Annotated in this window: 17 protein-coding genes; 4 read left to right on the top strand and 13 right to left on the bottom strand. The window is 73.3% G+C overall.

What is annotated here, in order from left to right; all coding sequences use genetic code 11:
* Positions 1-58: 58 nt before the first annotated feature.
* The 3 genes from ACFVFS_RS13720 to ACFVFS_RS13710 all read right to left on the bottom strand — a co-directional run bounded on the left by ACFVFS_RS13720 (position 59) and on the right by ACFVFS_RS13710 (position 4,334).
* Positions 59-1,252 (bottom strand): RtcB family protein, encoded by a 1,194-nt coding sequence (locus tag ACFVFS_RS13720; protein ID WP_380623551.1) that lies wholly within the window; start codon positions 1,250-1,252, stop codon positions 59-61.
* Positions 1,253-1,590: 338 nt separating this feature from the next.
* Positions 1,591-2,958, bottom strand: coding sequence for a M16 family metallopeptidase (locus tag ACFVFS_RS13715; protein WP_380623666.1), 1,368 nt, complete (start codon positions 2,956-2,958; stop codon positions 1,591-1,593).
* A gap of 20 nt (positions 2,959-2,978) precedes the next feature.
* Entirely contained in the window at positions 2,979-4,334 is a 1,356-nt protein-coding gene (locus tag ACFVFS_RS13710; protein WP_380623549.1) for a M16 family metallopeptidase, read from the bottom strand.
* A gap of 261 nt (positions 4,335-4,595) precedes the next feature.
* Here ACFVFS_RS13710 and ACFVFS_RS13705 point away from each other — a divergent pair, with 261 nt between their 5' ends.
* The 3 genes from ACFVFS_RS13705 (at position 4,596) to ACFVFS_RS13695 (ending at position 8,652) form a co-directional block, all read left to right on the top strand.
* Complete coding sequence (locus ACFVFS_RS13705; RefSeq protein ID WP_380623547.1) at positions 4,596-7,046, top strand: DNA topoisomerase (ATP-hydrolyzing) subunit A; 2,451 nt, start codon at positions 4,596-4,598, stop codon at positions 7,044-7,046.
* A gap of 92 nt (positions 7,047-7,138) precedes the next feature.
* Complete coding sequence (locus ACFVFS_RS13700) at positions 7,139-7,720, top strand: hypothetical protein (protein WP_380623545.1); 582 nt, start codon at positions 7,139-7,141, stop codon at positions 7,718-7,720.
* A 23-nt stretch (positions 7,721-7,743) separates the two neighbouring features.
* Positions 7,744-8,652 carry a sucrase ferredoxin gene (locus tag ACFVFS_RS13695; protein WP_380623543.1) on the top strand — a complete coding sequence of 303 codons (909 nt, stop codon included), beginning with the start codon at positions 7,744-7,746 and terminating at the stop codon, positions 8,650-8,652.
* Between the two features lie 63 nt (positions 8,653-8,715).
* Here ACFVFS_RS13695 and ACFVFS_RS13690 read toward each other — a convergent pair whose 3' ends face one another.
* The 6 genes from ACFVFS_RS13690 to ACFVFS_RS13665 all read right to left on the bottom strand — a co-directional run bounded on the left by ACFVFS_RS13690 (position 8,716) and on the right by ACFVFS_RS13665 (position 15,763).
* Positions 8,716-10,464: a cation acetate symporter gene (locus ACFVFS_RS13690; protein WP_380623541.1), complete on the bottom strand. Its 1,749-nt coding sequence runs from the start codon at positions 10,462-10,464 to the stop codon at positions 8,716-8,718.
* Positions 10,461-10,982 (bottom strand): DUF485 domain-containing protein, encoded by a 522-nt coding sequence (locus tag ACFVFS_RS13685; protein ID WP_380623539.1) that lies wholly within the window; start codon positions 10,980-10,982, stop codon positions 10,461-10,463. Before ACFVFS_RS13685 ends, ACFVFS_RS13690 begins: the two co-directional genes overlap by 4 nt.
* Positions 10,983-11,105: 123 nt before the next feature.
* Positions 11,106-11,822 carry a response regulator gene (locus tag ACFVFS_RS13680; RefSeq protein WP_380623537.1) on the bottom strand — a complete coding sequence of 239 codons (717 nt, stop codon included), beginning with the start codon at positions 11,820-11,822 and terminating at the stop codon, positions 11,106-11,108.
* Positions 11,819-12,976 carry a sensor histidine kinase gene (locus tag ACFVFS_RS13675; protein ID WP_380623535.1) on the bottom strand — a complete coding sequence of 386 codons (1,158 nt, stop codon included), beginning with the start codon at positions 12,974-12,976 and terminating at the stop codon, positions 11,819-11,821. Before ACFVFS_RS13675 ends, ACFVFS_RS13680 begins: the two co-directional genes overlap by 4 nt.
* Before the next feature lie 30 nt (positions 12,977-13,006).
* Complete coding sequence (locus tag ACFVFS_RS13670) at positions 13,007-13,492, bottom strand: DUF1453 domain-containing protein (RefSeq protein ID WP_380623533.1); 486 nt, start codon at positions 13,490-13,492, stop codon at positions 13,007-13,009.
* A 159-nt stretch (positions 13,493-13,651) separates the two neighbouring features.
* Positions 13,652-15,763: a type IIA DNA topoisomerase subunit B gene (locus tag ACFVFS_RS13665; RefSeq protein WP_380623531.1), complete on the bottom strand. Its 2,112-nt coding sequence runs from the start codon at positions 15,761-15,763 to the stop codon at positions 13,652-13,654.
* 539 nt (positions 15,764-16,302) lie between these two features.
* Here ACFVFS_RS13665 and ACFVFS_RS13660 point away from each other — a divergent pair.
* Positions 16,303-16,533, top strand: coding sequence for a hypothetical protein (locus ACFVFS_RS13660; protein ID WP_380623529.1), 231 nt, complete (start codon positions 16,303-16,305; stop codon positions 16,531-16,533).
* Between the two features lie 189 nt (positions 16,534-16,722).
* Here ACFVFS_RS13660 and ACFVFS_RS13655 read toward each other — a convergent pair whose 3' ends face one another.
* The 4 genes from ACFVFS_RS13655 to ACFVFS_RS13640 form a co-directional block, all read right to left on the bottom strand.
* Positions 16,723-17,559: a S1 family peptidase gene (locus tag ACFVFS_RS13655; protein WP_380623664.1), complete on the bottom strand. Its 837-nt coding sequence runs from the start codon at positions 17,557-17,559 to the stop codon at positions 16,723-16,725.
* A 325-nt stretch (positions 17,560-17,884) separates the two neighbouring features.
* Positions 17,885-19,534 carry an RNA polymerase sigma factor gene (locus ACFVFS_RS13650; protein ID WP_380623527.1) on the bottom strand — a complete coding sequence of 550 codons (1,650 nt, stop codon included), beginning with the start codon at positions 19,532-19,534 and terminating at the stop codon, positions 17,885-17,887.
* Between the two features lie 522 nt (positions 19,535-20,056).
* A complete protein-coding gene (locus ACFVFS_RS13645) occupies positions 20,057-20,935 on the bottom strand; it encodes a FadR/GntR family transcriptional regulator (RefSeq protein WP_380623525.1) in 879 nt (292 codons plus the stop codon).
* 162 nt (positions 20,936-21,097) lie between these two features.
* Positions 21,098-22,003: a hypothetical protein gene (locus ACFVFS_RS13640; RefSeq protein ID WP_380623523.1), complete on the bottom strand. Its 906-nt coding sequence runs from the start codon at positions 22,001-22,003 to the stop codon at positions 21,098-21,100.
* Between the last annotated feature and the right edge of the window lie 2 nt (positions 22,004-22,005).

The following is a 22,005-nucleotide window of genomic DNA, read 5'->3' as shown; positions in this document are numbered from 1 at the left end:
TCCGAGCCCCCGGCCGGACGGCCGGGGGCTCGGTGACGGGACGACGGGCGGGGCGGGCTCAGCCCTTGACGCAGACCACCTGCTTCAGGTGCGCGACGACCTCCACCAGGTCCCGCTGCTGCTCGATCACCTTCTCGATCGGCTTGTACGCGCCGGGGATCTCGTCCACCACACCGGCGTCCTTGCGGCACTCCACGCCCTTGGTCTGCTCGACCAGGTCGTGCGTGGTGAACCGCTTCTTCGCCGCGTTGCGGCTCATCTTCCGGCCGGCGCCGTGCGAGGCCGAGTTGAACGACGCCTCGTTGCCCAGCCCGCGGACGATGTACGACCCGGTGCCCATCGACCCCGGGATGATCCCGTGGTCCCCGGCCCCGGCCCGGATCGCGCCCTTGCGGGTCACCAGCAGGTCGACGCCGTCGTAGCGCTCCTCGGACACGTAGTTGTGGTGGCAGCTGATCACCTCGTCGAAGCCGACCTTCGCCCGCGGGAACTCGCGCCGGACGACGTCCTGGAACAGCGCCATCATCAGCGCCCGGTTGCGCTTGGCGTACTCCTGCGCCCAGAAGAGGTCCTGCCGGTACGCGGCCATCTGCGGGGTGTCCGCGACGAACACCGCGAGGTCGCGGTCGATCAGTCCCTGATTGTGCGGCAGCGACTGGGCCACGCCCATGTGGTGCTCCGCCAGCTCCTTGCCGATGTTGCGCGAGCCGGAGTGCAGCATCAGCCAGACCGCGCCGGTGTCGTCGACGCAGACCTCGATGAAGTGGTTGCCGCCGCCGAGCGTCGCCATCTGCTGGGCCGCCCGCTCGCGGCGCCACTTCACCTCGGGCGCGACCGCGTCGAAGCGCCGCCAGAAGTCGTCCCAGCCACCGGCCGGGACGCCGTGCAGCCGGCCGGGCTCGACCGGGTCGCTGTGCAGGCCCCGGCCGACCGGGATGGCCTGCTCGATCCGCGAGCGCAGCCGCGACAGGTCGTCCGGCAGGTCCTTCGCGGTGAGCGAGGTCTTCACCGCGCTCATCCCGCAGCCGATGTCCACGCCGACCGCCGCCGGGCAGACGGCGCCGCGCATCGCGATCACCGAGCCCACCGTCGCCCCCTTGCCCAGGTGGACGTCGGGCATCACGGCGAGCCCGTGCAGCCAGGGCAGCGAGCTGATGTTGCGCAGCTGCTGCATCGCCTGGCCCTCGACGGCGGCCGGGTCGGTCCACATCCGGATCGGAACCCGGACGCCGGGTACCTCGGTGTACGACATGGTTCAACGACCTCCAAGGTCGGATGGTTCAAGCCTAGGCGGGGCGTGCGCCCGCGGGGGATGCCGCGCGAAGGGACCCGGCGCGGCGCGGGGATGTCAGGGGTCGGCGGCGCTCAGGCGGCCAAGGGGCATCGGGAGGACGGTCTCGGGGAGCTCTGCCGAGTTCGCTCGACCCGCATGGTGACCGCCTCCTCTCCGGGTGTGCACCGGTTGCCGGGGGATATCTACCCACGCACCGCGCGGCGTCCGCAAGGGAATTAGCACCGGGAACGCCGGGGAACGCCGAAGGGCCCGGCGGGGCGTCGGAACGCTCCACCGGGCCCCTCGGGGCCTGCGGGTCAGGCGCTGATCACTGTCACCTCGCCGATGCCCAGCTCCCGCACCCGGTCCGCGAACGCCGCGGCGTCGCCGACCAGGACGGTCACCAGCCGGTCCGGCGGGAAGGCCTTGACCACGGCCTCGGTGGCGGCGGCGGTCGGCAGCTCGGCCAGCTGCCGGTAGACCTCGGCCTGGAAGTCGTCGGCCAGGTGCTGCTCGACCTGGTCGGCCAGGGTGCCGGCCACCGAGCCCGCCGTCTCGTACTTCAGCGGCGCGACGCCGACCAGGAACTGCACCGCCTCGGCGCGCTCCGCGTCGGTGAGCCCCTCGGCGGCCAGCGTGCGCAGGATGGTCCAGGTGTCGGCCAGCGCCGGGGCGGTGGAGGCGGTGTCCACCGAGCCGCTGATCGCCAGCAGCGAGCGCCCGCTGCCGTCGGCGGCCGAGCGCAGCGGCTGGGCGAAGGCCCGCACGCCGTAGGTGTAGCCCTTCTCCTCGCGCAGCACCCGGTCCAGCCGGGAGGTGAGAGTGCCGCCCAGGCAGTAGGTGCCGAGGATCTGCGCGGCCCAGGCCGGGTCGTGCCGGTCCGGACCGATCCGGCCGATCAGCAGCTGGGTCTGCACCGAGCCGGGCCGGTCGACGATGATCACCCGGCCGGTGTCGTCGGCGGTCACCGGCGCGTGCGCGGCCGGCTCGGCCGGGGAGCCCTTCCAGGCGCCCAGGGTGGACTCCAGCAGGGCCGGCAGGTCGGTGCCGGTGAGGTCGCCGACCACGACCACGGTGGTGGTCGCGGGCCGCACGTGCGCCTCGTAGAACGCCCGGACGGCGGCCCGGTCGATCGTCTTGACCGTCTCGGCGGTGCCCGCCCGCGGGCGCGACAGCCGGTCGGCGCCGTCGAACAGCTCGGCGTAGAGCGCCTTGGCGGCCCGCCGGGCCGGGTTGGCCTGCTCGTGCACGATCTCGTCCAGCCGGTTGGCGACCAGCCGCTCGATCTCGTCCTCCGGCAGCGCCGGGCTGCCCAGCGCGGCGGCCAGCAGGTCCAGGCCGCGGGCCAGCCGGGAGGCCGGGACCTCCAGCGAGACCCGGATGCACGGGTGGTCCGCGTGCGCGTCCAGGGTCGCGCCGGCCCGCTCCAGCTCGGCCGCGAACTCCTCGGCGGTCAGCGTGTCGGTGCCCTCGCTGAACGCCCGGGCCAGGATCGAGGCGACGCCGTCCACGCCCTCGGGCTCCGCCGCCAGCGGCGCGTCGAGCAGCACGTCGACGGCCACCAGCTGCTGCCCGGGGCGGTGGCAGTGCAGCACCGTGATGCCGTTGCCGAGCGCGGCGCGCTCCGGCGCCGGGAACGCCCACGGGGTGGGGGTGCCGGGCTGGGGCTGGGGGTGGAAGGTCATGGCGGGAACGTACTCGGTGCTCATACGGCGGCGCCCTCCTCGTCGGTCTCGGCGGTGGCAGCGGTGTCGTCGGCGGTGTCCTCGGCCGGTGTCGGCTCGTACACCAGCACCGCCCGGTTCTGCGGGTGCAGCCGCGCCGCGGCGATCTCCCGCACCTCCTCGGCGGTGACGTCGAGGACCTTGGGCAGGGCGTCGTTCAGCAGCTTCGGGTCGCCGAACAGCACGGCGAAGCGGCACAGCTCGTCGGCGCGGCCGGCCACCGTGGTGAGCCGGTCCAGCCACTCGCGCTCGATCTGCGCCTGGGCGCGCTCCAGCTCGGCCGGGGTCGGACCCTCGGCCGCGAACCGGGCCAGCTCCTCGTCGACGGCCGCCTCGATCTGCTCGACGGTGGCGTCGCCCGAGGTCTTGACGTCCAGCCAGCCCAGGCTCGGCGCACCGGACAGCCGCAGCAGACCGAAGCCGGCCGCGACGGCGGTGCGGTCCCGGCGGACCAGCCGGTTGTAGAGCCGGCTCGACTCGCCGCTGCCGAGGATGGTCAGCGCCAGGTCGGCGGCGTCCGCCTCGCGGGTGCCGTCGTGCGGCAGCCGGTAGGCGGCCATCAGCGCGCGGGACGGCACGTCCTCGCGGATCAGCTCGCGCAGCTCCCGGCCGATCGCCTCCGGCAGGCTGCCGTCGCGCGGCGGCTGCTTGCCGTCGTGCGCGGGGATGCTGCCGAAGTACTTCTCCACCCAGGCGACGGTCTGCTCCGGGTCGATGTCGCCGACCACCGAGAGCACCGCGTTGTTCGGCGCGTAGTAGGTCCGGAAGAACGCCCGGGCGTCCTCCAGGGTCGCCGCGTCCAGGTCGGCCATCGAGCCGATCGGGGTGTGGTGGTACGGGTGGCCGTCCGGGAAGGACAGCGCGGTCAGCTTCTCGAACGCGGTGCCGTAGGGCACGTTGTCGTACCGCTGGCGGCGCTCGTTCTTCACCACGTCGCGCTGGTTCTCCATCGACGTCTCGTCGAGGGCCGCCAGCAGCGAGCCCATCCGGTCCGCCTCCAGCCAGAGCGCGAGCTCCAACTGGTGGGCCGGCATGGTCTCGAAGTAGTTGGTGCGCTCGAAGCTGGTGGTGCCGTTGAGCGAGCCGCCGGCGCCCTGGACGAGCTCGAAGTGCCCGTTGTTGGAGACGTTGGCGGAGCCCTGGAACATCAGGTGCTCGAACAGGTGGGCCAGCCCGGTGCGGCCCTTCACCTCGTGCCGGGAGCCGACGTCGTACCAGAGGCAGACCGCGGCCACCGGGGTCAGGTGGTCCTCGGAGAGGACGACGCGCAGGCCGTTGGCCAGGCGGTGCTCGGTGATGGCGATGCCTCGCTGGGAGGCGGGGGCCGGGTTGGCCATGCGCTCGGGTCCTTCCCGTCGTCGAAGTCGGGGTTCGTGTGGCGTCCCCCATTGTGGTGCAACGCGCGAACGCCATGGATGTGTCCGCGCGGACAGGGCGTTCGCCAGGGGCGGAAGAGGGGCGCTGGCCGGGTCTGTCGGCGGGAGGGTCCACAATGGGGGCGCCGAGCCCTGTTGACAGACCCGCCGACAGCCCCGGCCACAACCGCGCCGACGAGACGTGGACGAGACGCAAGCGAGACGTAAGGGAGCCCCGCCGCGATGGCCCGCCGCAGTTCGCAGACCCCGCCCCCCGGAGACTTCGAGGAGCGCATCCTCGACGTCGACGTCGTGGACGAGATGCAGGGCTCGTTCCTCGAGTACGCCTACTCGGTGATCTACTCCCGGGCCCTCCCGGACGCCCGGGACGGCCTCAAGCCGGTGCACCGCCGCATCCTGTACCAGGCCAACGAGATGGGCCTGCGCCCGGAGCGCGGCCACGTCAAGTGCGCCCGCCTGGTCGGCGAGGTGATGGGCCGGCTGCACCCGCACGGCGACGCCTCCATCTACGACTCGGTCGTCCGGATGGCCCAGCCGTTCTCGATGCGGCTGCCGCTGATCGACGGCCACGGCAACTTCGGCTCGCTCGGCAACGACGACCCGCCGGCCGCGATGCGCTACACCGAGTCCCGGCTCACCGCCGCCTCGATGGCCATGGTCGAGTCGATCCACGAGGAGACCGTCGACTTCGGGCCCAACTACGACGGCAGCGAGCAGGAGCCGCTCGCGCTCCCGGCCGCCTTCCCCAACCTGCTGGTCAACGGCGCCACCGGGATCGCCGTCGGCATGGCCACCAACATGCCGCCGCACAACCTCTCCGAGGTCGTCGCCGCCGCCCGGCATCTGATCAAGCACCCGAACGCCGACCTCGACACCCTCATGCGGTTCGTGCCCGGCCCGGACCTGCCCACCGGCGGACGGATCGTCGGCCTCTCCGGCATCCGGGACGCCTACGAGTCCGGCCGCGGCACCTTCAAGATCCGCGCCACCACGACCATCGAGGCGGTCACCGCCCGCCGCAAGGGCATCGTGGTCACCGAGCTGCCGTACAACGTCGGCCCGGAGAAGGTCATCTCCAAGATCAAGGACCTCGTCAACGCGAAGAAGCTCCAGGGCATCGCGGACGTCAAGGACCTCACCGACCGCGAGCACGGGCTGCGCCTGGTCATCGAGGTCAAGAACGGCTTCGTGCCCGAGGCCCTGCTGGAGCAGCTCTACAAGCTGACGCCGATGGAGGAGACCTTCGGCATCAACAACGTGGCCCTGGTCGACGGCCAGCCGCTCACCCTCGGCCTCAAGGAGCTGCTGGAGGTCTACGTCGACCACCGCTTCCAGGTGGTCCGCCGGCGCAGCGACTTCCGCCGCCGCAAGCGCCAGGAGCGGCTGCACCTGGTCGAGGGCCTGCTGGTCGCGCTGGTCGACATCGACGAGGTCATCGCGATCATCCGGTCGAGCGACAACGCCGCCCAGGCCAAGGAGCGGCTGATCGAGCGCTTCTCGCTGTCCGAGACGCAGACCGCGTACATCCTCGACACCCCGCTGCGCCGGCTCACCCGCTTCGACCGGGTCGAGCTGGAGCAGGAGCAGGCCAAGCTGACCTCCGAGATCGCCGACCTGACCGAGATCCTGGAGTCGGACAGCAAGCTGCGCAGCGTGGTCTCCGGCGAACTCGGCGCCGTCGCCAAGCAGTTCGGCACCGAGCGGCGCACCGTCCTGCTGGAGGCCGGCGCCGCGCCGACCGCCTCGCTGGCCGTCCCGCTGGAGGTCGCCGACGACCCGTGCCGGGTGCTGCTCTCCTCCACCGGACTGCTCGCCCGCACCGCCGACGGCGAGCCGTTCGAGCTCTCCGAGAAGCGCGCCAGGCACGACGTGATCGTCTCCGCGGTGCCGACCACCGCCCGCGCCGACGTCGGCGTGGTCACCTCGGCCGGCCGGGTCCTGCGACTGCCCGTCATCGACCTGCCGGCACTGCCGCCCACCCCCTCGCCGACGCTGGCCGGCGGCGCCGCCGCCACCGAGTTCCTCCGGCTGGAGGCCGACGAGCGGGTCCTCGCGCTGACCACCCTGGACGAGTCCTCCCCCGGCCTGGCGCTGGGCACCGCGCAGGGTGTGGTCAAGCGGGTGGTCCCCGAATGGCCCGCCAACAAGGACGAGTTCGAGGTGATCGCACTCAAGGACGGCGACGAGGTGGTCGGCGCGGTCGAGCTGCGCACCGGCGAGGAGGACCTCGTCTTCATCAGCTCCGACGCCCAACTGCTGCGCTACCCCGCCGGACAGGTCCGCCCGCAGGGCCGCCCGGCCGGCGGCATGGCCGGCATCAAGCTCGCGGACGGCGCCCGGGTGCTCTCCTTCACCGCCGTCGACCCGGCCGTCGACGCGGTGGTGGTCTCGGTGGCCGGCGCCGCCGGCACCCTCACCGGCGAGGCCCAGTCCAGCTGGAAGGTCACCCCCTTCGAGCAGTACCCGCGCAAGGGCCGCGCCACCGGCGGCGTCCGCTGCCAGCGCTTCCTGCGCGGCGAGGACGCCCTCGCCTTCGCCTGGGCCGGCCCGGCCCCCGCCCGCGCCGCCACCGCCAAGGGCGTCCCGGTCGACCTCCCCGAGCGCGACCCCCGCCGCGACGGCTCCGGCACCCCGGTCACCACCCCCGTCACCACCGTCGCCGGCCCCGCCTGACCCGCATCCCACCCCGCAGGGCGCCGAACCCCGTTCGGCACCCTGCGGCATTCCCCCCAACCGGATCGCTCTCCCCAACTTCCCCGCATCGCATGATTGTTCGCCGCCTCCTCGCCACCGGACCGCTGCTGCTCCTGCTCCGTTCCTGGCGGCGGAGCGGGGTCCGGGCCCAGCCCGCCGCCTATCCGGCCCTCCTCGTCGAGGCCCGCCGGCACGGCGTACCCGTCCCAGCGCCCCCGAGCCGGCCGGACACCCGCAACCGGCTCCGGAACCCGCACTGGCCCGCCGGACACCCGGCTCCGGCCCCACCCGACCCCGAAGGCCGGACCACCGTGACGGACACCCTCCAGAGTGAGGCCACCGTGACCGAGCTGGAACTGCCCGCCGGGCCGGCGGTGGCGGTGATCGACGCGGTCTCCACCCCCGTCGGCGGGACGGCCCTCGCCACCTCGGTCGTCCAGGTCCATCTGCCGCTCCCCGACGAGTCCCGGCTGCTCTCGCTGGAGCTGAGCACGCCGTGCGCCGAGGACTGGGAGCTGTACTCGGAGGTCTTCGCGGGGATCGTCCGCAGTGTCCACCTGGAGTTCGCCGACCTCCCGCTCTCGGACCCGGGGGCAGCCGTACCCGTGCCGGCCGCCGATGTCGAGGCGAGGGTACGGGCCGCCTTCGGCTGAGAGGGAAGGGTAGCCTTACCGGGGTGAGCACCTGTGCGACGCTGTCGCGTGAACTGTCGGAGCCGCTGGCCGCCACCGCCGCGACCGCGAGCACCTGGCTACTGGTGGAGCAGAACGGGCCGTGGGGCGCCAAGGCGCTCGGCGAGAGCCACCTGGACCCGGCGGTCGGGCGGGCGCTGGATGCCGCGGCCGCCGGCACCGGTGTGCGGGTGGCGCTCATCCGCCGGCCCGGGCGGCACGCGGACTGCCTGCCGACGCCCCGGCACGAGGTGATCGTGGCGCACACCGTCCCGGCGCCCGGCCGCGGCTGGGTGCGCCGCCACGAGGTGGCGGACCCGGCGGAGCTGCTCGCCCTCGACTTCACGGCCCTGGGCGGCGGCGACCACGGCGGCCTCGGCGCACCGCACGTCGGCGGCCCGATCGCCCTGGTGTGCACCAACGGCCGCCGGGACCGCTGCTGCGCCCTGCTCGGCCGCCCGCTCGCCGCCGACCTGGTCGCCGCCGGCCACAGCGAGGTGTGGGAGGTGACCCACCTGGGCGGCCACCGCTTCTCCCCCACCATGCTGGTGCTGCCGTACGGCTACGCCTACGGCCGGCTGACCGCCGAGACCGCCAAGGAGGTGCTGGCGGCGACGGCGTCCGGCCACATGGTGCCGGAGTGGTCGCGCGGCTGCTCCGGCTGGGACCGCCCCGGCCAGGCGGCCGACCAGGCGGTGCGGCTGGCCGGTGGTGGGACCAGGGCCGACGCGTTGACCGTGGATTCGCGACCGGACGGCGCGGGCCGCTGGCGGGTCGAGGTCCGGCACGAGGACGGCCGGGCCTGGGAGGTCGAGGTGGCCGAGGGGATCAGCGAGCCGGCCCGCCCGGAGAGTTGCGGCAAGGCCGCAGCCACCCCGTCCCGGATGGAGGTCACCGCCCTCCGGGAGCTGTGACCCGCCACGACGTGCGACGACCCCCGGCGGGTACCCGCCGGGGGTCGTTCGCTGCTCAGCCGCTCAGACCGCTCCGGCCCCGGTCAGCGAGCGGACCTCCAGCTCGGCGTACCGGTCCGGGTCGGCCGGCTCGGGCGAGGTGAGGGTGCCGATCCAGCCGGCCAGGAAGCCGAGCGGGATGGAGACGATGCCCGGGTTCTCCAGCGGGAACCAGTGGAAGTCCATCCCCGGGAACAGCGCCACCTTGGTGCCGGAGACCACCGGCGAGAAGGTCACCAGCACCACGGCCGGGATCAGCCCGCCGTACACCGACCAGACCGCGCCGCGGGCTGTGAACCGCCGCCAGAACAGGCTGTAGAGCAGCACCGGCAGGTTGGCGGAGGCGGCGACGGCGAAGGCCAGGCCGACCAGGAAGGCGACGTTCAGCTGCTGGGCGAAGAGGCTCAGCACGATCGCCACCGCGCCGATCCCGACCGCCGCGATCCGCGCGACCAGGACCTCGTCGCGCTCGGCCGCCGCCGGCGCGCTGTCCGCCTCCGCCGCGGCCCGGGCGTCCGCCGCACCGTGCGACCGCCGGGAGGCCGGCACCGCGGCCCGCCGGCCGCGCAGACCCCGACCGCCCCGGGATCCCCGGTCGCCGCGCGGCCGCCCGCGCCAGGCGCCCGCCCAGATGTCGTGGGCGAACGCCGCCGAGGAGGCCAGGGTGAGCCCGGCGACCACCGCGAGGATGGTGGCGAAGGCGATCGCCGAGATCAGCGCGAACAGCACCACCCCGCCGGTCGAGCCGTTGCCGCCGCCGAGCACCAGGGCGAGCAGCGGAACGGCGGTGTTGCCCGCCGAGTTGGCCTGCCGCACCTCGGCCGAGCCGATCAGCGCGGTGGCGCCGAGGCCCAGCGCGATGGCCATCAGGTAGAAGCCGCCGACCAGCCCGATCGCCCACATCGTCGAGCGCCGGGCGGCCCGCGCGGTGGGCACGGTGTAGAAGCGGGACAGGATGTGCGGCAGGCCGGCGGTGCCCAGCACCAGGGCCAGGCCCAGGCTGAAGAAGTCCAGCCGGCTGGTGAAGCTCTTGCCGTACTTCAGCCCGGGCTCCAGGTAGCGCTGCCCGGCGCCGCTGTGCTGGGCCGCCTGCCGCATCAGCTCGGCGACGTCCCCGTGGAAGCGGACCACCAGCAGCACGGTCAGCACCACCGAGCCGGCCACCAGCAGGAACGCCTTGACGATCTGGATCCAGGTGGTGGCCCGCATCCCGCCGATCGTGACGTAGACGATCATCAGACCGCCCACCGCCACGATGGTCCAGGTCCGGGCCTGGGCGCTGTTGGTGCCGAGCAGCAGCGCGACCAGACTGCCCGCGCCGACCATCTGGGCGACCAGGTAGAACAGCGTGACGACCACGCTGGCGCCACCGGCCGCCGCCCTGACCTTGCGGCGGCGCAGGCGCAGCGCCAGCACGTCGGCCAGGGTGTACCGGCCGGCGTTGCGGACCAGTTCGGCGACCAGCATCAGCACCACCAGCCAGGCGACCAGGAAGCCGATGCTGTAGAGCACGCCGTCGTAGCCGTACAGCGCGATCAGCCCGGCGACGCCGAGGAAGGAGGCGGCCGAGAGGTAGTCGCCGGAGAGGGCGAACCCGTTCTGCAGGGGCGTGAAGTCGCGGCCGCCGGCGTAGAAGTCCTCGGCGGCGCTGCCGCGGCGGCCGGCCCAGAAGGTGATCGCCAGGGTGACCAGGACGACGACCGCGAAGAGCACCACGGCCAGGCCGTGGTGGTCCCCGGTGGGGGCGACGGGGGGCGGGGTGGCGGCCCTCATCGCAGCTGGTCCTGGGTGTCCCAGCGCAGCGACAGGGCGGCCCGGTCGCGCTTGGTGCGGGCGTTGCGGGCGTAGAGCCAGGCCAGCAGGAAGGTGGTGGCGAACTGCAGCAGGCCGAGCAGCCAGGCCACGTTCACCGGGCCGGCGACCGGGCGGCGCATCAGCGCGGGGGCCGCCGCCTGGGCGGCCACGTAGAACAGGTACCAGGCCAGGAAGACGCCGCTGACCGGGAAGACGAACGTCCGGTAGCTGTGGCGGATGCGCTGGAAGGCCGCGCTCCGCTGGACGGCCCGGTACACCTCGATGCTGCTGTCGGTCGCGGGCACGGGCTCCGGCCCCGGCACGAACTGCCGTCCCGGCACGGGCACGAACTCCGCCGCCGGTCCGGGCACGAACTCCGTCGGCGCCACGGGCGCGGGCACCGGCACCTGCCCCGCCCCCGGTGCGGGCAGGGGCGCCGTCGCCCACCAGTCCAGTTGTCCTCCCGGCTCGGGGTTTCTCGTCTGCTGTTGTGGCACGGCTGCTCCTGGGCCGGGGGGTTGTGACGCGAACCATGATGGAGGCGCCGGAACCCCCCAAACCCCCGTCGCAGATACGTTCACTCGATGAGGTGATCGATGATCCGACAGACACTCATCCGACTACTGCGGCGACCCGGTGATTCCGTGTCGGAAGGCGTACGCGACCGCTTGCGCCCGGTCCCGCACGCCGGTCTTGGCGAACAGGTTGTTGATGTGGGTCTTCACGGTGGCCGGGCTGACGTACAGCCGCCGGGCGATCTCGGGGTTGGAGAGCCCCTGCGCGATCAGCCCCAGCACCTCGGCCTCCCGCGCGGTCAGCCCGTCCGGGGGCTCCTGCGCCGCGGGCCCCGCAGCCGGCCCCGCAACCGGTCCCGCGACCACCGGGACCGGCGCGGCGGGCGCGTCCCCCGCCAGCCGCTCCAGCAGCCTCAGCTGCACCTGCGGCGAGAGCCCCGCCGCCCCCGACCGGACGTCCGCGATCGCCCGGGCGATCTCCTCGGCGCCCGCGTCCTTGGTGAGGTAGCCGCGCGCCCCGGCCCTCAGCGCGGGGAACAGCGAGTCGTCGTCGGCGTAGGTGGTGAGCACCACGACCTCGGTCCCCGGGTGCCCGGCGCGGATCCGCCGGGTCGCCTCGACCCCGTCGCAGCGCGGCATCCGCAGGTCCATCAGCACCACGTCCGGCCGGTGCCGGGCGACCAGCGCGACGGCCTCCTCGCCGTCCGCCGCCGAGCCGACCACCTCGATCCCGGGCAGCAGCCCGAGCAGCATCACGATGCCCTCGCGGACCACCGTCTGGTCGTCCGCGACCAGCACCCTGGTGGCCGCCGGTCCCGTCATGCCGGCACCCTCAGCACCACGCGCCACCCTCCCTCGTGGGGGCCCGCCAGCAGGGTGCCGCCGAGCAGTTCCGCGCGTTCGCGCATCCCCAGCAGACCGTACCCGCCGCCGCTGGCCGACAGTCCGCCGGGCGCTTCGGCCCGTCCGGCCCGCTGGTCCCGCACCTCCAGCTCCACGTCGCGCGGCAGATAGCGCAGCTCGACCGTGCAGCGCGCGCCGGGGGCGTGCTTGCGCACATTGGTCAGCGCTTCCTGCGCCGTGCGCCGGACGGCGAGCCCCGCCTCGGCGGCCAGCGGGCGCGGTGTCCCGACCACCGCGAACCCCGCGCGTTCCACCCCGGTCAGCTCCACCAGGTACTCGCCGACCGGGGTGAACTCGCCGCGCAGCGCGGACAGCGCCTGCCGGGTCTCGGCCAGCCCGTCCTGCGCCATCCGCCGGGCGGCCACCACCCGCTCGCGGATCCGCTCCCGGTCGGTGCCGGCGTCCAGCATCAGCCGGGCCGCCTCCAGGTGGACCAGCTGGGCGGAGAGGCTGTGCGCCAGCACGTCGTGGATCTCCCGGGCGATCCTGGCCCGTTCGGCGAGCGCGGCGCTCTCCGCCTCGGCGGCCCGGGCGGCCCGTTCCTGGTCGAGCAGCCGGCGCGCGGTGCCGCGTGCCTCGATGTCCAGCCGCAGCAGGTAGCCGAGCAGCAGCAGGCCGCCGACGGTCGCCGTGATGCTCAGCCAGCTCGCCCAGCTCACCGCGGCGTACGAGCCGAGCGAGGCGCCGGCCGCGATCAGCGCGGGCGCGGGCGGCAGCCGGATCACCGCGGTCACCGCCAGTCCGTACCAGAGCACGTCGGAGAGCAGGTAGGCCTGCCCCCAGTCGGCCAGCCAGGCGGCCGCGAAGACCGCGCCGGCCAGCAGGTACGAGCGCGTCGCCCACTGCTCCCAGCTGGCGTGCAGGTAGCCGGCCGCGAGGGCGACGGCCGCGCCCAGCCCGACCACCACGACGACCACCGCCCAGCCGGCGTACCTGCCGCCGGTGAGCGTCCCCCAGCAGACGCTGACCAGGACGACGAGCCGGCCGAGCACGGTGAGGACCCGCCGCGGCCGGCTCTCGGCGTCGTGCCGCAGCCCCTCACGGGACGGCCAGCGGGTCCAGTAGCCGACCAAACGTTCCTCCTGGTGAACTCACGACGGCGGTCAGCACGGCACGGCGGCCGGACCCGGGGGCTCCAGCGCCCGCGCCCTCCAGTTCACCACGAGCGTCCTGACCAGCAGCAGGACCGCCAGCCCGAGCAGCAGGGCGCTGCTCGACTGGCGCAGGTGCAGGACCTCCCCGATCCCGAACAGGCCGAACCTGATCGCGATCAGCCCGCCCCAGGCGGCCAGCGTCGCCGCGGTGCCCCGGACCCAGAGCGCCCCGTCCGCCTCCCGCCAGATCCGGACGGTCCAGCCCCAGACCGAACCCGCCGCGAGCACCGCGAGCAGCCCCGAGCCGACCAGGACCGCGGACCACGCGGTGTCCCGGCGGTCGAGCAGCTGCGGGTCCCGCAGCGCGACCGCTCCGAGGACCACCGGCAGCACCCAGAAGCGGCGTTCGGCTTCCAGCCGTCGGGCACGCATCTGACGCTGGAGGACCAGTGCCGTCACCACGACCACCAGAGCGACGTTGAGCTGGGCAGACATGATGCTTTTCTCCGTCCGGGAAGGGCTTCGGGCCGACCTCTCCGACGGTACGGATCCGGTGCCCCGGGCTGATCGGCTCCGGGGTGGACGACGGGTGGACGCACGTGCGCGAGGGCCCTCCACCCGCGGGTGGAGGGCCCTCGCACGAACGGGCGGTGCTCAGGCGTCGATGCGCGAGCGGTCCAGGGTGGCCGCCGAGTCCACGATGAACTCCTTGCGCGGCGCCACGTCGTTGCCCATCAGCAGGTCGAAGACCTTCTCGGCCTGCTCCAGGTCGCCCAGGTTGATCCGGCGCAGCGTGCGGTGGCGCGGGTCCATGGTGGTCTCGGCCAGCTGGTCGGCGTCCATCTCGCCCAGACCCTTGTACCGCTGGACCGGGTCCTTCCAGCGCAGGCCCTTGCGCTGGAACTCCAGCAGCGTGGAGCGCAGCTCGGCGTCCGAGTACGTGTAGTGGTACTTCTCCTGCCCCCGCTTGGGGTTGGTGAGCTCGATCCGGTGCAGCGGCGGCACGGCGGCGAAGACCCGGCCCTGCTCGACCATCGGCCGCATGTAGCGCTGAAACAGCGTCAGCAGCAGACAGCGGATGTGCGAGCCGTCGACATCGGCGTCGGCCATGAAGATGACCCGGCCGTAGCGGGCCTGGTCGATGTCGAAGGTGCGGCCCGAACCGGCCCCTATCACCTGGATGATGGCCGCGCACTCGGCGTTCTTGAGCATGTCGCTCACGGACGCCTTCTGCACGTTGAGGATCTTGCCGCGGATCGGCAGCAGGGCCTGGAACTCGGAGTTGCGGGCCAGTTTGGCGGTGCCGAGCGCGGAGTCGCCCTCGACGATGAAGAGTTCGCTGCGGTCGACGTCGTCGCTGCGGCAGTCGGCCAGCTTGGCCGGCAGCGAGCTGGTCTCCAGCGCGGTCTTCCGGCGCTGGGCCTCCTTGTGCTGGCGGGCGGCGACCCGGGTGCGGGCGGCGGCCACGACCTTCTCCAGCACCGCCCGGGCCTGGACCTTCTCGTCCTTCTTTCCGGAGGTCAGGAAGGCCTTGAGCTCCTTGGCGACGACGGCCGCGACGATCCGGTTGGCCGCCGAGGTGCCGAGCACCTCCTTGGTCTGGCCCTCGAACTGCGGCTCGGCGAGCCGGACGGTGACCACCGCGGTGAGGCCCTCGGTGGCGTCGTCCTTGGTGATGTCGTCCTCGGCGACGCGCAGCACCTTGGCGCTGCGCAGCGCCTCGTTGACGGTCTTGGCCAGCGAGCGCTCGAAGCCGGTGACGTGGGTTCCGCCCTTGGGGGTGGCGATGATGTTGACGAAGGAGCGGAGCGTGGTGTCGTACCCGGCGCCCCAGCGCAGCGCGATGTCCACCCCGAGGTGCCGGGTGACCTCGGTCGGCGTCATGTGGCCGAGGTCGTCCAGGACCGGCACGGTCTCCTTGAAGGTGCCCTCGCCGTGCAGCCGCAGCACGTCGCAGATCGGCTTGTCGGGCGCCAGGAACTCGCAGAACTCGGTGATGCCGCCGTCGAAGCGGAAGGTGCTCTCGTCGACCTTCTCGCTCTCGGTGAGCCGCTCGTCACGCACCACGATGGTCAGGCCGGGCACCAGGAAGGCGGTCTGCCGGGCCCGGGCGTGCAGGTTCTCCAGGGAGAGCCGGGCGTCCTTGAGGAAGATCTGCCGGTCGGCCCAGTACCGGATCCGGGTGCCGGTGCGGGTCTTGGGCACCTTGCGGGCCTTGGTCAGGCCGTTGGCCGGCTCGAACGGGGCGTCCGGGCTGGTCTCGGTGAAGATGCCGGGGGTGCCCCGGCGGAAGCTGATCGCGTGGGTGTGGCCGCCGCGGTCGACCTCGACGTCCAGCCGGGCGGAGAGCGCGTTGACGACGGAGGCACCGACGCCGTGCAGACCGCCGGAGGCCGCGTAGGAGCCGCCGCCGAACTTGCCGCCGGCGTGCAGCTTGGTCATCACGACCTCGACGCCGGACAGCCCGGTCTTCGGCTCGACGTCCACCGGGATCCCGCGGCCGTTGTCGCGGACCTCGACCGAGGAGTCCTCGTGCAGCACGACCTCGATCCGGTCGCAGTAGCCGCCCAGCGCCTCGTCGACGGAGTTGTCGATGATCTCCCAGAGGCAGTGCATGAGGCCCCGGCTGTCGGTCGAGCCGATGTACATGCCGGGGCGCTTGCGGACCGCCTCCAGGCCCTCCAGGACGAGCAGGTGCCGAGCGGTGTAGTTGGAACCGTCGTCGCCGGCCAGCAGAGCGGACGGCACGGTCGTTTCGGCACTCACGCGGCACTCTCCTCGGTCAAGTTCTGTCTCATCGGTCACATCCGGACACGTCCGGACCGCCCGCCAGTGCAGCACACCGCACCGACAGCCGTTTCCCCTCCGTGTGCGCACCCCTCCGCTGGGTGCACAGCACGGCGGGCCGGTCCCGCGCAGCTTGTACGCGCTCCGCGAACAAGGGTCGTGCCGGATCGGGGACGCCGGGGCTCCATCTCCTCCCGGTACCACCGCTCCTGGCGGATCGTGGGACCGGTCGCAGGCTCCGGAACTGCCGTTATGCAGGCTACCGGGGCCCAGGACGGGGCTTATGCTCCAACCCAGCAGAGGATTATGCTACGCGGACTCTTACATCCGGTTCCGATCGGGCGTTCGAGCGACGGGCGGATCCTGGGATTCGGTACGCATGAACCACCGGCCCCCGGGGCACGTCCTCATCAACACAGCAGAATCCTCAGAGAAGAAAAGCCACGAGCGGGAACGTTTTCGGCCTGGTTGGATGTTGACCCTGGTACGACAGCTCGTCGAGCTAGAGAAGAGGCGACGTGACTACTGTTCTGACACCTGCGAGCCCGCTCACCGCGGCTGACCGCTGCGACCGCTGCGGCGCCCAGGCCTACCTGCGCGTCGTACTCGCCAGCGGCGGAGAGCTGCTCTTCTGCGCCCACCACGGCCGGAAGTTCGAGCCCGAGCTCAAGAAGATCGCCGTGGAGATACAGGACGAGAGCGGCCGCCTGGGCAGCACGTCCGCCACGGCCAACGACGACGAGCGCTGATCACGGCGCCCCACAGGAACCAGCGTCGAGCTGTGTGTCCGGTCGCGCACCGCGCGTGACCGAGTGAGCCGGGTGACCACCCCTTCGGGGGCCGGTCGCCCGGCTTCGTCGTTCCCGGATCGACTCCGACCGACTCCGACCGCCCCTGCCGGCCGCCGCCCGAACGGTCAACACCGGGTGCCCGTCCGGTTACAGGACGGCGCGCACCGCGCCGGCGACCGAGGAGATCCGGGTGTAGACGCCCGGGTGGGCGGCCTCCGCGCAGCCGGTCCCCCAGGAGACCAGCCCGGCCAGCCGGCCGGCGACCACCAGCGGGCCCCCGCTGTCCCCCTGGCAGGCGTCCCTGCCGCCCCGCTGCTCGCCCGCGCACACCATGCCCCGGGCGTCGAACCGCCCGTCCGGGCCGCCCGGGTAGGCCTGCGCGCAGGCCTGGTCGGGCACGATCGGCACGTCCACACCGCGCAGCGAGGGCGAGTAGTCGCCGTGGCCGGTGGTGTCACCCCAGCCGTACACCTGCGCCCTGGTCCCGGGCCGGTACGACTCCGTCTCGCCCTGGCCGACCAGATCGATCAGCGGCCGGCCCGGCTGCGACTCGCTCAGGGTGACCACCGCCACGTCGTTCATGTTGGTGGTGAAGGAGTAGTCGGGGTGGACCCAGACGCCGCGCACCGCCACCTCCTGGCCGGCCGAGCCCCTCAGGTCGTCCCGGCCGACCACCACCCGCAGGCCGGGCCGGTCCACCTGCCGCCCGGTGGACTCGTCGTAGAAGCAGTGCGCCGCGGTGACCACCTTGGTCGGGGTGACCAGCGCTCCCCCGCAGAACTGCCCCGAGCGGCCGGAGCCGAACTGCTGGCGGCTGGACAGCGCGACCACCCACGGATGGTCGCCCGTGCTCACCGCCTCGCCACCGACGATCCGGCCCTGCGGCCGGGCCTGGGCGGCCGGGGCGGCCGGACCGAGGACGAGCAGCGGCGCGGGCAGTGCGGCCAGCAGCGCCAGCGCGGCGGCCCGGCGCCGCCGGGACACCCGGCCCGCGGGATCGGGTGCGCCGGACCCGGCGGGCGCGTCGACGGGGGCGACGGCGGGCGCGGGGATCGGCAGGTCGGCGCGGTCCGGACGGTCCGGGGTGGGCGACACCGTGTCTCCAGGTGGCTCGGCAGCAGGCAACCGGCACAGCGTAGGTGACCGGATACGGTCCGCGACCGCTCGCCGCCGCACCGCCACCCGGACGAGGGACAACGGCCACCCGGACGCTGACACCCACCCGCCCCGAACAGCCGGAAGGCCCGGAGCGCGGGGCTCCGGGCCTTCCGGTCGGCACCGGTGACCGGTACCGGTGGTCGGACGGTGATCAGTCCAGGTAGTCGCGCAGCACCTGGGAGCGCGACGGGTGACGCAGCTTGGACATGGTCTTCGACTCGATCTGGCGGATGCGCTCACGGGTGACCCCGTACACCTTGCCGATCTCGTCCAGCGTCTTCGGCTGACCGTCCGTCAGGCCGAAGCGCATCGAGACCACGCCCGCCTCGCGCTCGGACAGGGTGTCCAGCACCGAGTGCAGCTGCTCCTGGAGCAGGGTGAAGGAGACCGCGTCGGCCGGGACGACCGCCTCGGAGTCCTCGATGAGGTCACCGAACTCGCTGTCGCCGTCCTCGCCCAGCGGGGTGTGCAGCGAGATGGGCTCGCGACCGTACTTCTGGACCTCGATGACCTTCTCGGGGGTCATGTCGAGTTCCTTGGCCAGCTCCTCCGGAGTGGGCTCGCGGCCCAGGTCCTGGAGCATCTGGCGCTGGACGCGGGCCAGCTTGTTGATGACCTCGACCATGTGCACCGGGATACGGATGGTGCGGGCCTGGTCGGCCATCGCGCGGGTGATCGCCTGGCGGATCCACCAGGTCGCGTAGGTGGAGAACTTGTAGCCCTTGGTGTAGTCGAACTTCTCGACCGCACGGATCAGACCGAGGTTGCCCTCCTGGATGAGGTCCAGGAAGAGCATGCCGCGACCGGTGTAGCGCTTGGCCAGCGAGACCACCAGGCGGAGGTTGGCCTCCAGCAGGTGGTTCTTGGCGCGGCGGCCGTCCTCGGCGATGATCTCCAGCTCGCGCTTGAGCTTGGGGGCGAGCTTGTCGGCGGCCGAGAGCTTGTCCTCGGCGAACAGGCCGGCCTCGATCCGCTTGGCGAGCTCGACCTCCTGCTCGGCGTTGAGCAGCGGGACCTTGCCGATCTGCTTCAGGTAGTCCTTGACCGGGTCGGCGGTGGCACCGGCGACCGCCACCTGCTGGGCCGGAGCGTCGTCCTCGTCGTCGTCGGAGAGGACGAAGCCCTCCGACTCCTCCTCCGGAGCGTCGCCCTCGGTACCGGGCTTGTCGCCCGGCAGGGCCACCTCCTCCAGCAGCTCCTCCTCGCCGAGCAGCTCCTCGTCGCCCTTGGCCGTCTTGCCGGCGGCGGTCTTCTTGGCGGCGGTCTTCTTGGCCGGCGCGGCGGTCTTCTTGGCGGCGGCCTTCTTGGCCGGCGCGGCCTTCTTCGCCGGGGCCGACTTCGCCTCGGCGACGGACGGGGCCGACTCGGCGGTGATCTCGGCGGACACCGTGCTGACCGGCGCGGCGGCGGCCGCGACCGCCGGGGTGGAGATGGTCGCACCGGGCGCGATGCGCACGGGCGGCTTGGTCGGGGCCGACGGAGCGGCCGGGGTCCGGGTGGTGACCGCCTTGGTCGCCGTGCGCTTGGCGGGGCTCTTGGCAGCAACGCTCTTGCGCTTGGCGCCGGCCGGTTCGGCCGCGCTGACCATGAGGTCCACCCCCTCCTCAATCAGCACCTGGTTGAGGCTGCGCATGACGTTCTTCCACTTGGTGACCGGGATCTGGTCCGCCTCGAACGCCTGGCGCACGTCGTCACCGGCGATCTGCCCCTGGGCCTTGCCCCGCTCGATGAGCGCCAGCAGAGCCGCGGACTCGGCGATCTCGGGGGGAAGCGAACGGGATGTGCTGGCCGACACGAACAACCTCTCGGACGATGAGTGGACTCGAACCCGTACCGGCCGCCCGAGCGGGCGGGGAAGGAGATCGCGCGTCGGGCACGCGGTGTCGATTCCGACCGACTCGGGCTTGAGGACTGGGTTTGCAGGACGGCAGCAGCGCCGCAGACCAACACAGCATTCTGACATGTTGGGGTATTCCGGAGCTGCTTCCGCTCAGGACACATCGCTGCTACTCGTCAAGTGTTACGCATGGCCTTCGTGTCGCGGGTCACACCGGATGGCGGCCGCGGCCCGGGGCCGGCTTACATCATCCCCCACCCGCGACGGAATCGTTCCCCATGGACACGACACTCAATGCTCGGGGAGCGTCCCCGGGCACGCGTGCGGAGGCCCCCCGGCTGCACCGTAACGGCAGCCGGAGGGCCGGGGTCGCGGAGGGAGCGGCGGGAAGCCGCGGGACGGTCGCGGTCGGACGGATCATGACGGGGCGGTCCGTGAACGGGTCGCGGGGCGGGGGTTGCGGCGCCCGGTCGCCGAACGGTCCGCTCAGTGCTCCCGGGGCGCCGGGACGGAGGGCTCGATCTCGGGGTGGACGGTGAGCAGCGCCCGCATCGCGGTCTCGGCGGCGGTGCCGTCACCGGTGCCGAGCGCGTCCACCAGCCGGGCGTGCAGCCCGACCGAGGGCTCCGAGGGCCGCTCGCAGGAGGTGGCCGGACCGCCGGACACCTGGAGCGCGCAGGCGACGATCCCGGAGAGGTGCTCCAGCATCCGGTTGCCCGCCAGCTGCAGGACCAGGCCGTGCAGCTCGGCGTCGGCGCGGGCGTAGGTGGCGAGGTCCGCCTGGGCGCAGGCGTGCCCCATGATCTCGACCAGCTCGGCCAGCCGCTGCTGGACGTCCTCCCGGCCGTGGCCGGAGGCCAGCCGGGAGGCCAGCGGCTCGATCGCCCAGCGGAGCTCGAACAGCTCCCGGCGCTGTTCGTCGCGCTGCGGGCCGAAGGCGCGCCACTCGATGATGTCCGGGTCGAGCAGGTTCCAGTCGCTGACCGGACGGACCCGGGTGCCGACGTTGGGCCGGGCGCTGACCAGGCCCTTGGCCTCCAGCACCCGCAGCGACTCGCGGACGACGGTGCGGGAGACCTCGAACCGCTGGCCGATCTCCTCGGGGACGAGCGGCCGGTCGGCGCCGAGGTCGCCGGAGACGATCATCTGGCCGAGCTGCTGGACGAGCTGGCCGTGCAGGCCGCGGCCACGGCTGCTGGTGGTCTTGCGGCCGACCCGGGCGAGGTCCGACTCGGCGCCCTCCCAACGGGGCGCCGGCGGGGTGGGCCGGTCGGCGTAGGAGAAGCGGTCCAGGTCGGCGGGGCCGGGGATGGCCCCGTCGGCGGAGCGGGCGGGGGTCATGGTGGGGTGCGCAAGGGTGTTCACAGCTCCTTTGTCGGCGATCGGCGGGCGCAGCTTGAGAATTCTCGTGAAAAGCACACGAAAGGGTGATCGACCGTGACTGGATAATTGACTTCTTATCAGGGCGAAGCTCGCATTGCGGTCACCCTTGGTCGATCTTGACGAACCGCCCCGACGGGCCGCGGTTCACAGCGCCCGGCGCCTGACCTGCACCGCCAGGGTGACCAGCAGCAACACGAGGGCCGGGACCGCCACCGCGGCCAGCAGCGCCGGATCGGAGAGCACCGAGCCGCTCTCCGCAACCCGGCGGCCCCCGCCGTACACCCATCCGTACGCCCACTCGATCCCGGAGTGGAACGGCAGCAGCTCCGCCGCCCGGGGCGGCCAGGCCGTCCCGGTCCGCCGCAGCACCAGCGCCACCCCGGACTCCAGCAGCGGCGGCAGCGCGCAGAGCAGCAGCACCCCGGCCGCCGTGCTCCGGGTCAGCGCGGCCGCCAGCACCCCGGTCCAGCCCGCCACGACCACCAGCAGGACGAACGCCAGCAGCGCGGCCGGCGCCCCGTGCCCGGCCCCCAGGGCCAGCGGCGCCGGCACCCCCGGCAGCTCGCCGAACCCACCCGCGCCGGCCGCGGCCAGTACCCGCGCGACCCGGTCCGACAGCGCGGCCGGGTCGGCGGCGGCCGCGACCGTCACCCCGGCCGGGAGCGCGAGGTGCACGGTCGCCGCGTCGACCAGCAGCGTCACCAGGGCCAGCGGCGCCGCGATCGCACCGGTCACCAGCAGCTTGCCCGCCAGCAGCCGGACCCGGCGCGGATAGCCCACCTGCGAGGCCGGCAGCCCCGGGTGCCGCACCTCCTGCCCGTACGACAGCGCGCCCAGCAGTCCGGCGCCCAGCGCCGCGAAGGGCAGCGGCAGCAGGGGCACCGCCGCCGTCAGCAGCCGCACCGCCGCCGCACCGCCGAGCTCCCCGTCGGACGTCCGGGCCGCCAGCAGACCGGCGACCACGGCGTCGCAGAGCAGGACCAGGCCGAGCAGCAGCCAGGTCGAACGCAGGCCGCGCACCCGGCGCAGCTCGTAGGCCAGAACTCGCACGC

It is taken from the genome of Kitasatospora sp. NPDC057692 (genome assembly GCF_042799475.1).
In the GTDB taxonomy this organism is placed as follows: Bacteria; Actinomycetota; Actinomycetes; order Streptomycetales; family Streptomycetaceae; genus Kitasatospora.
Note: the sequence above shows the minus strand (reverse complement) of the source record. Positions and strands in the feature narration are given on the sequence as shown.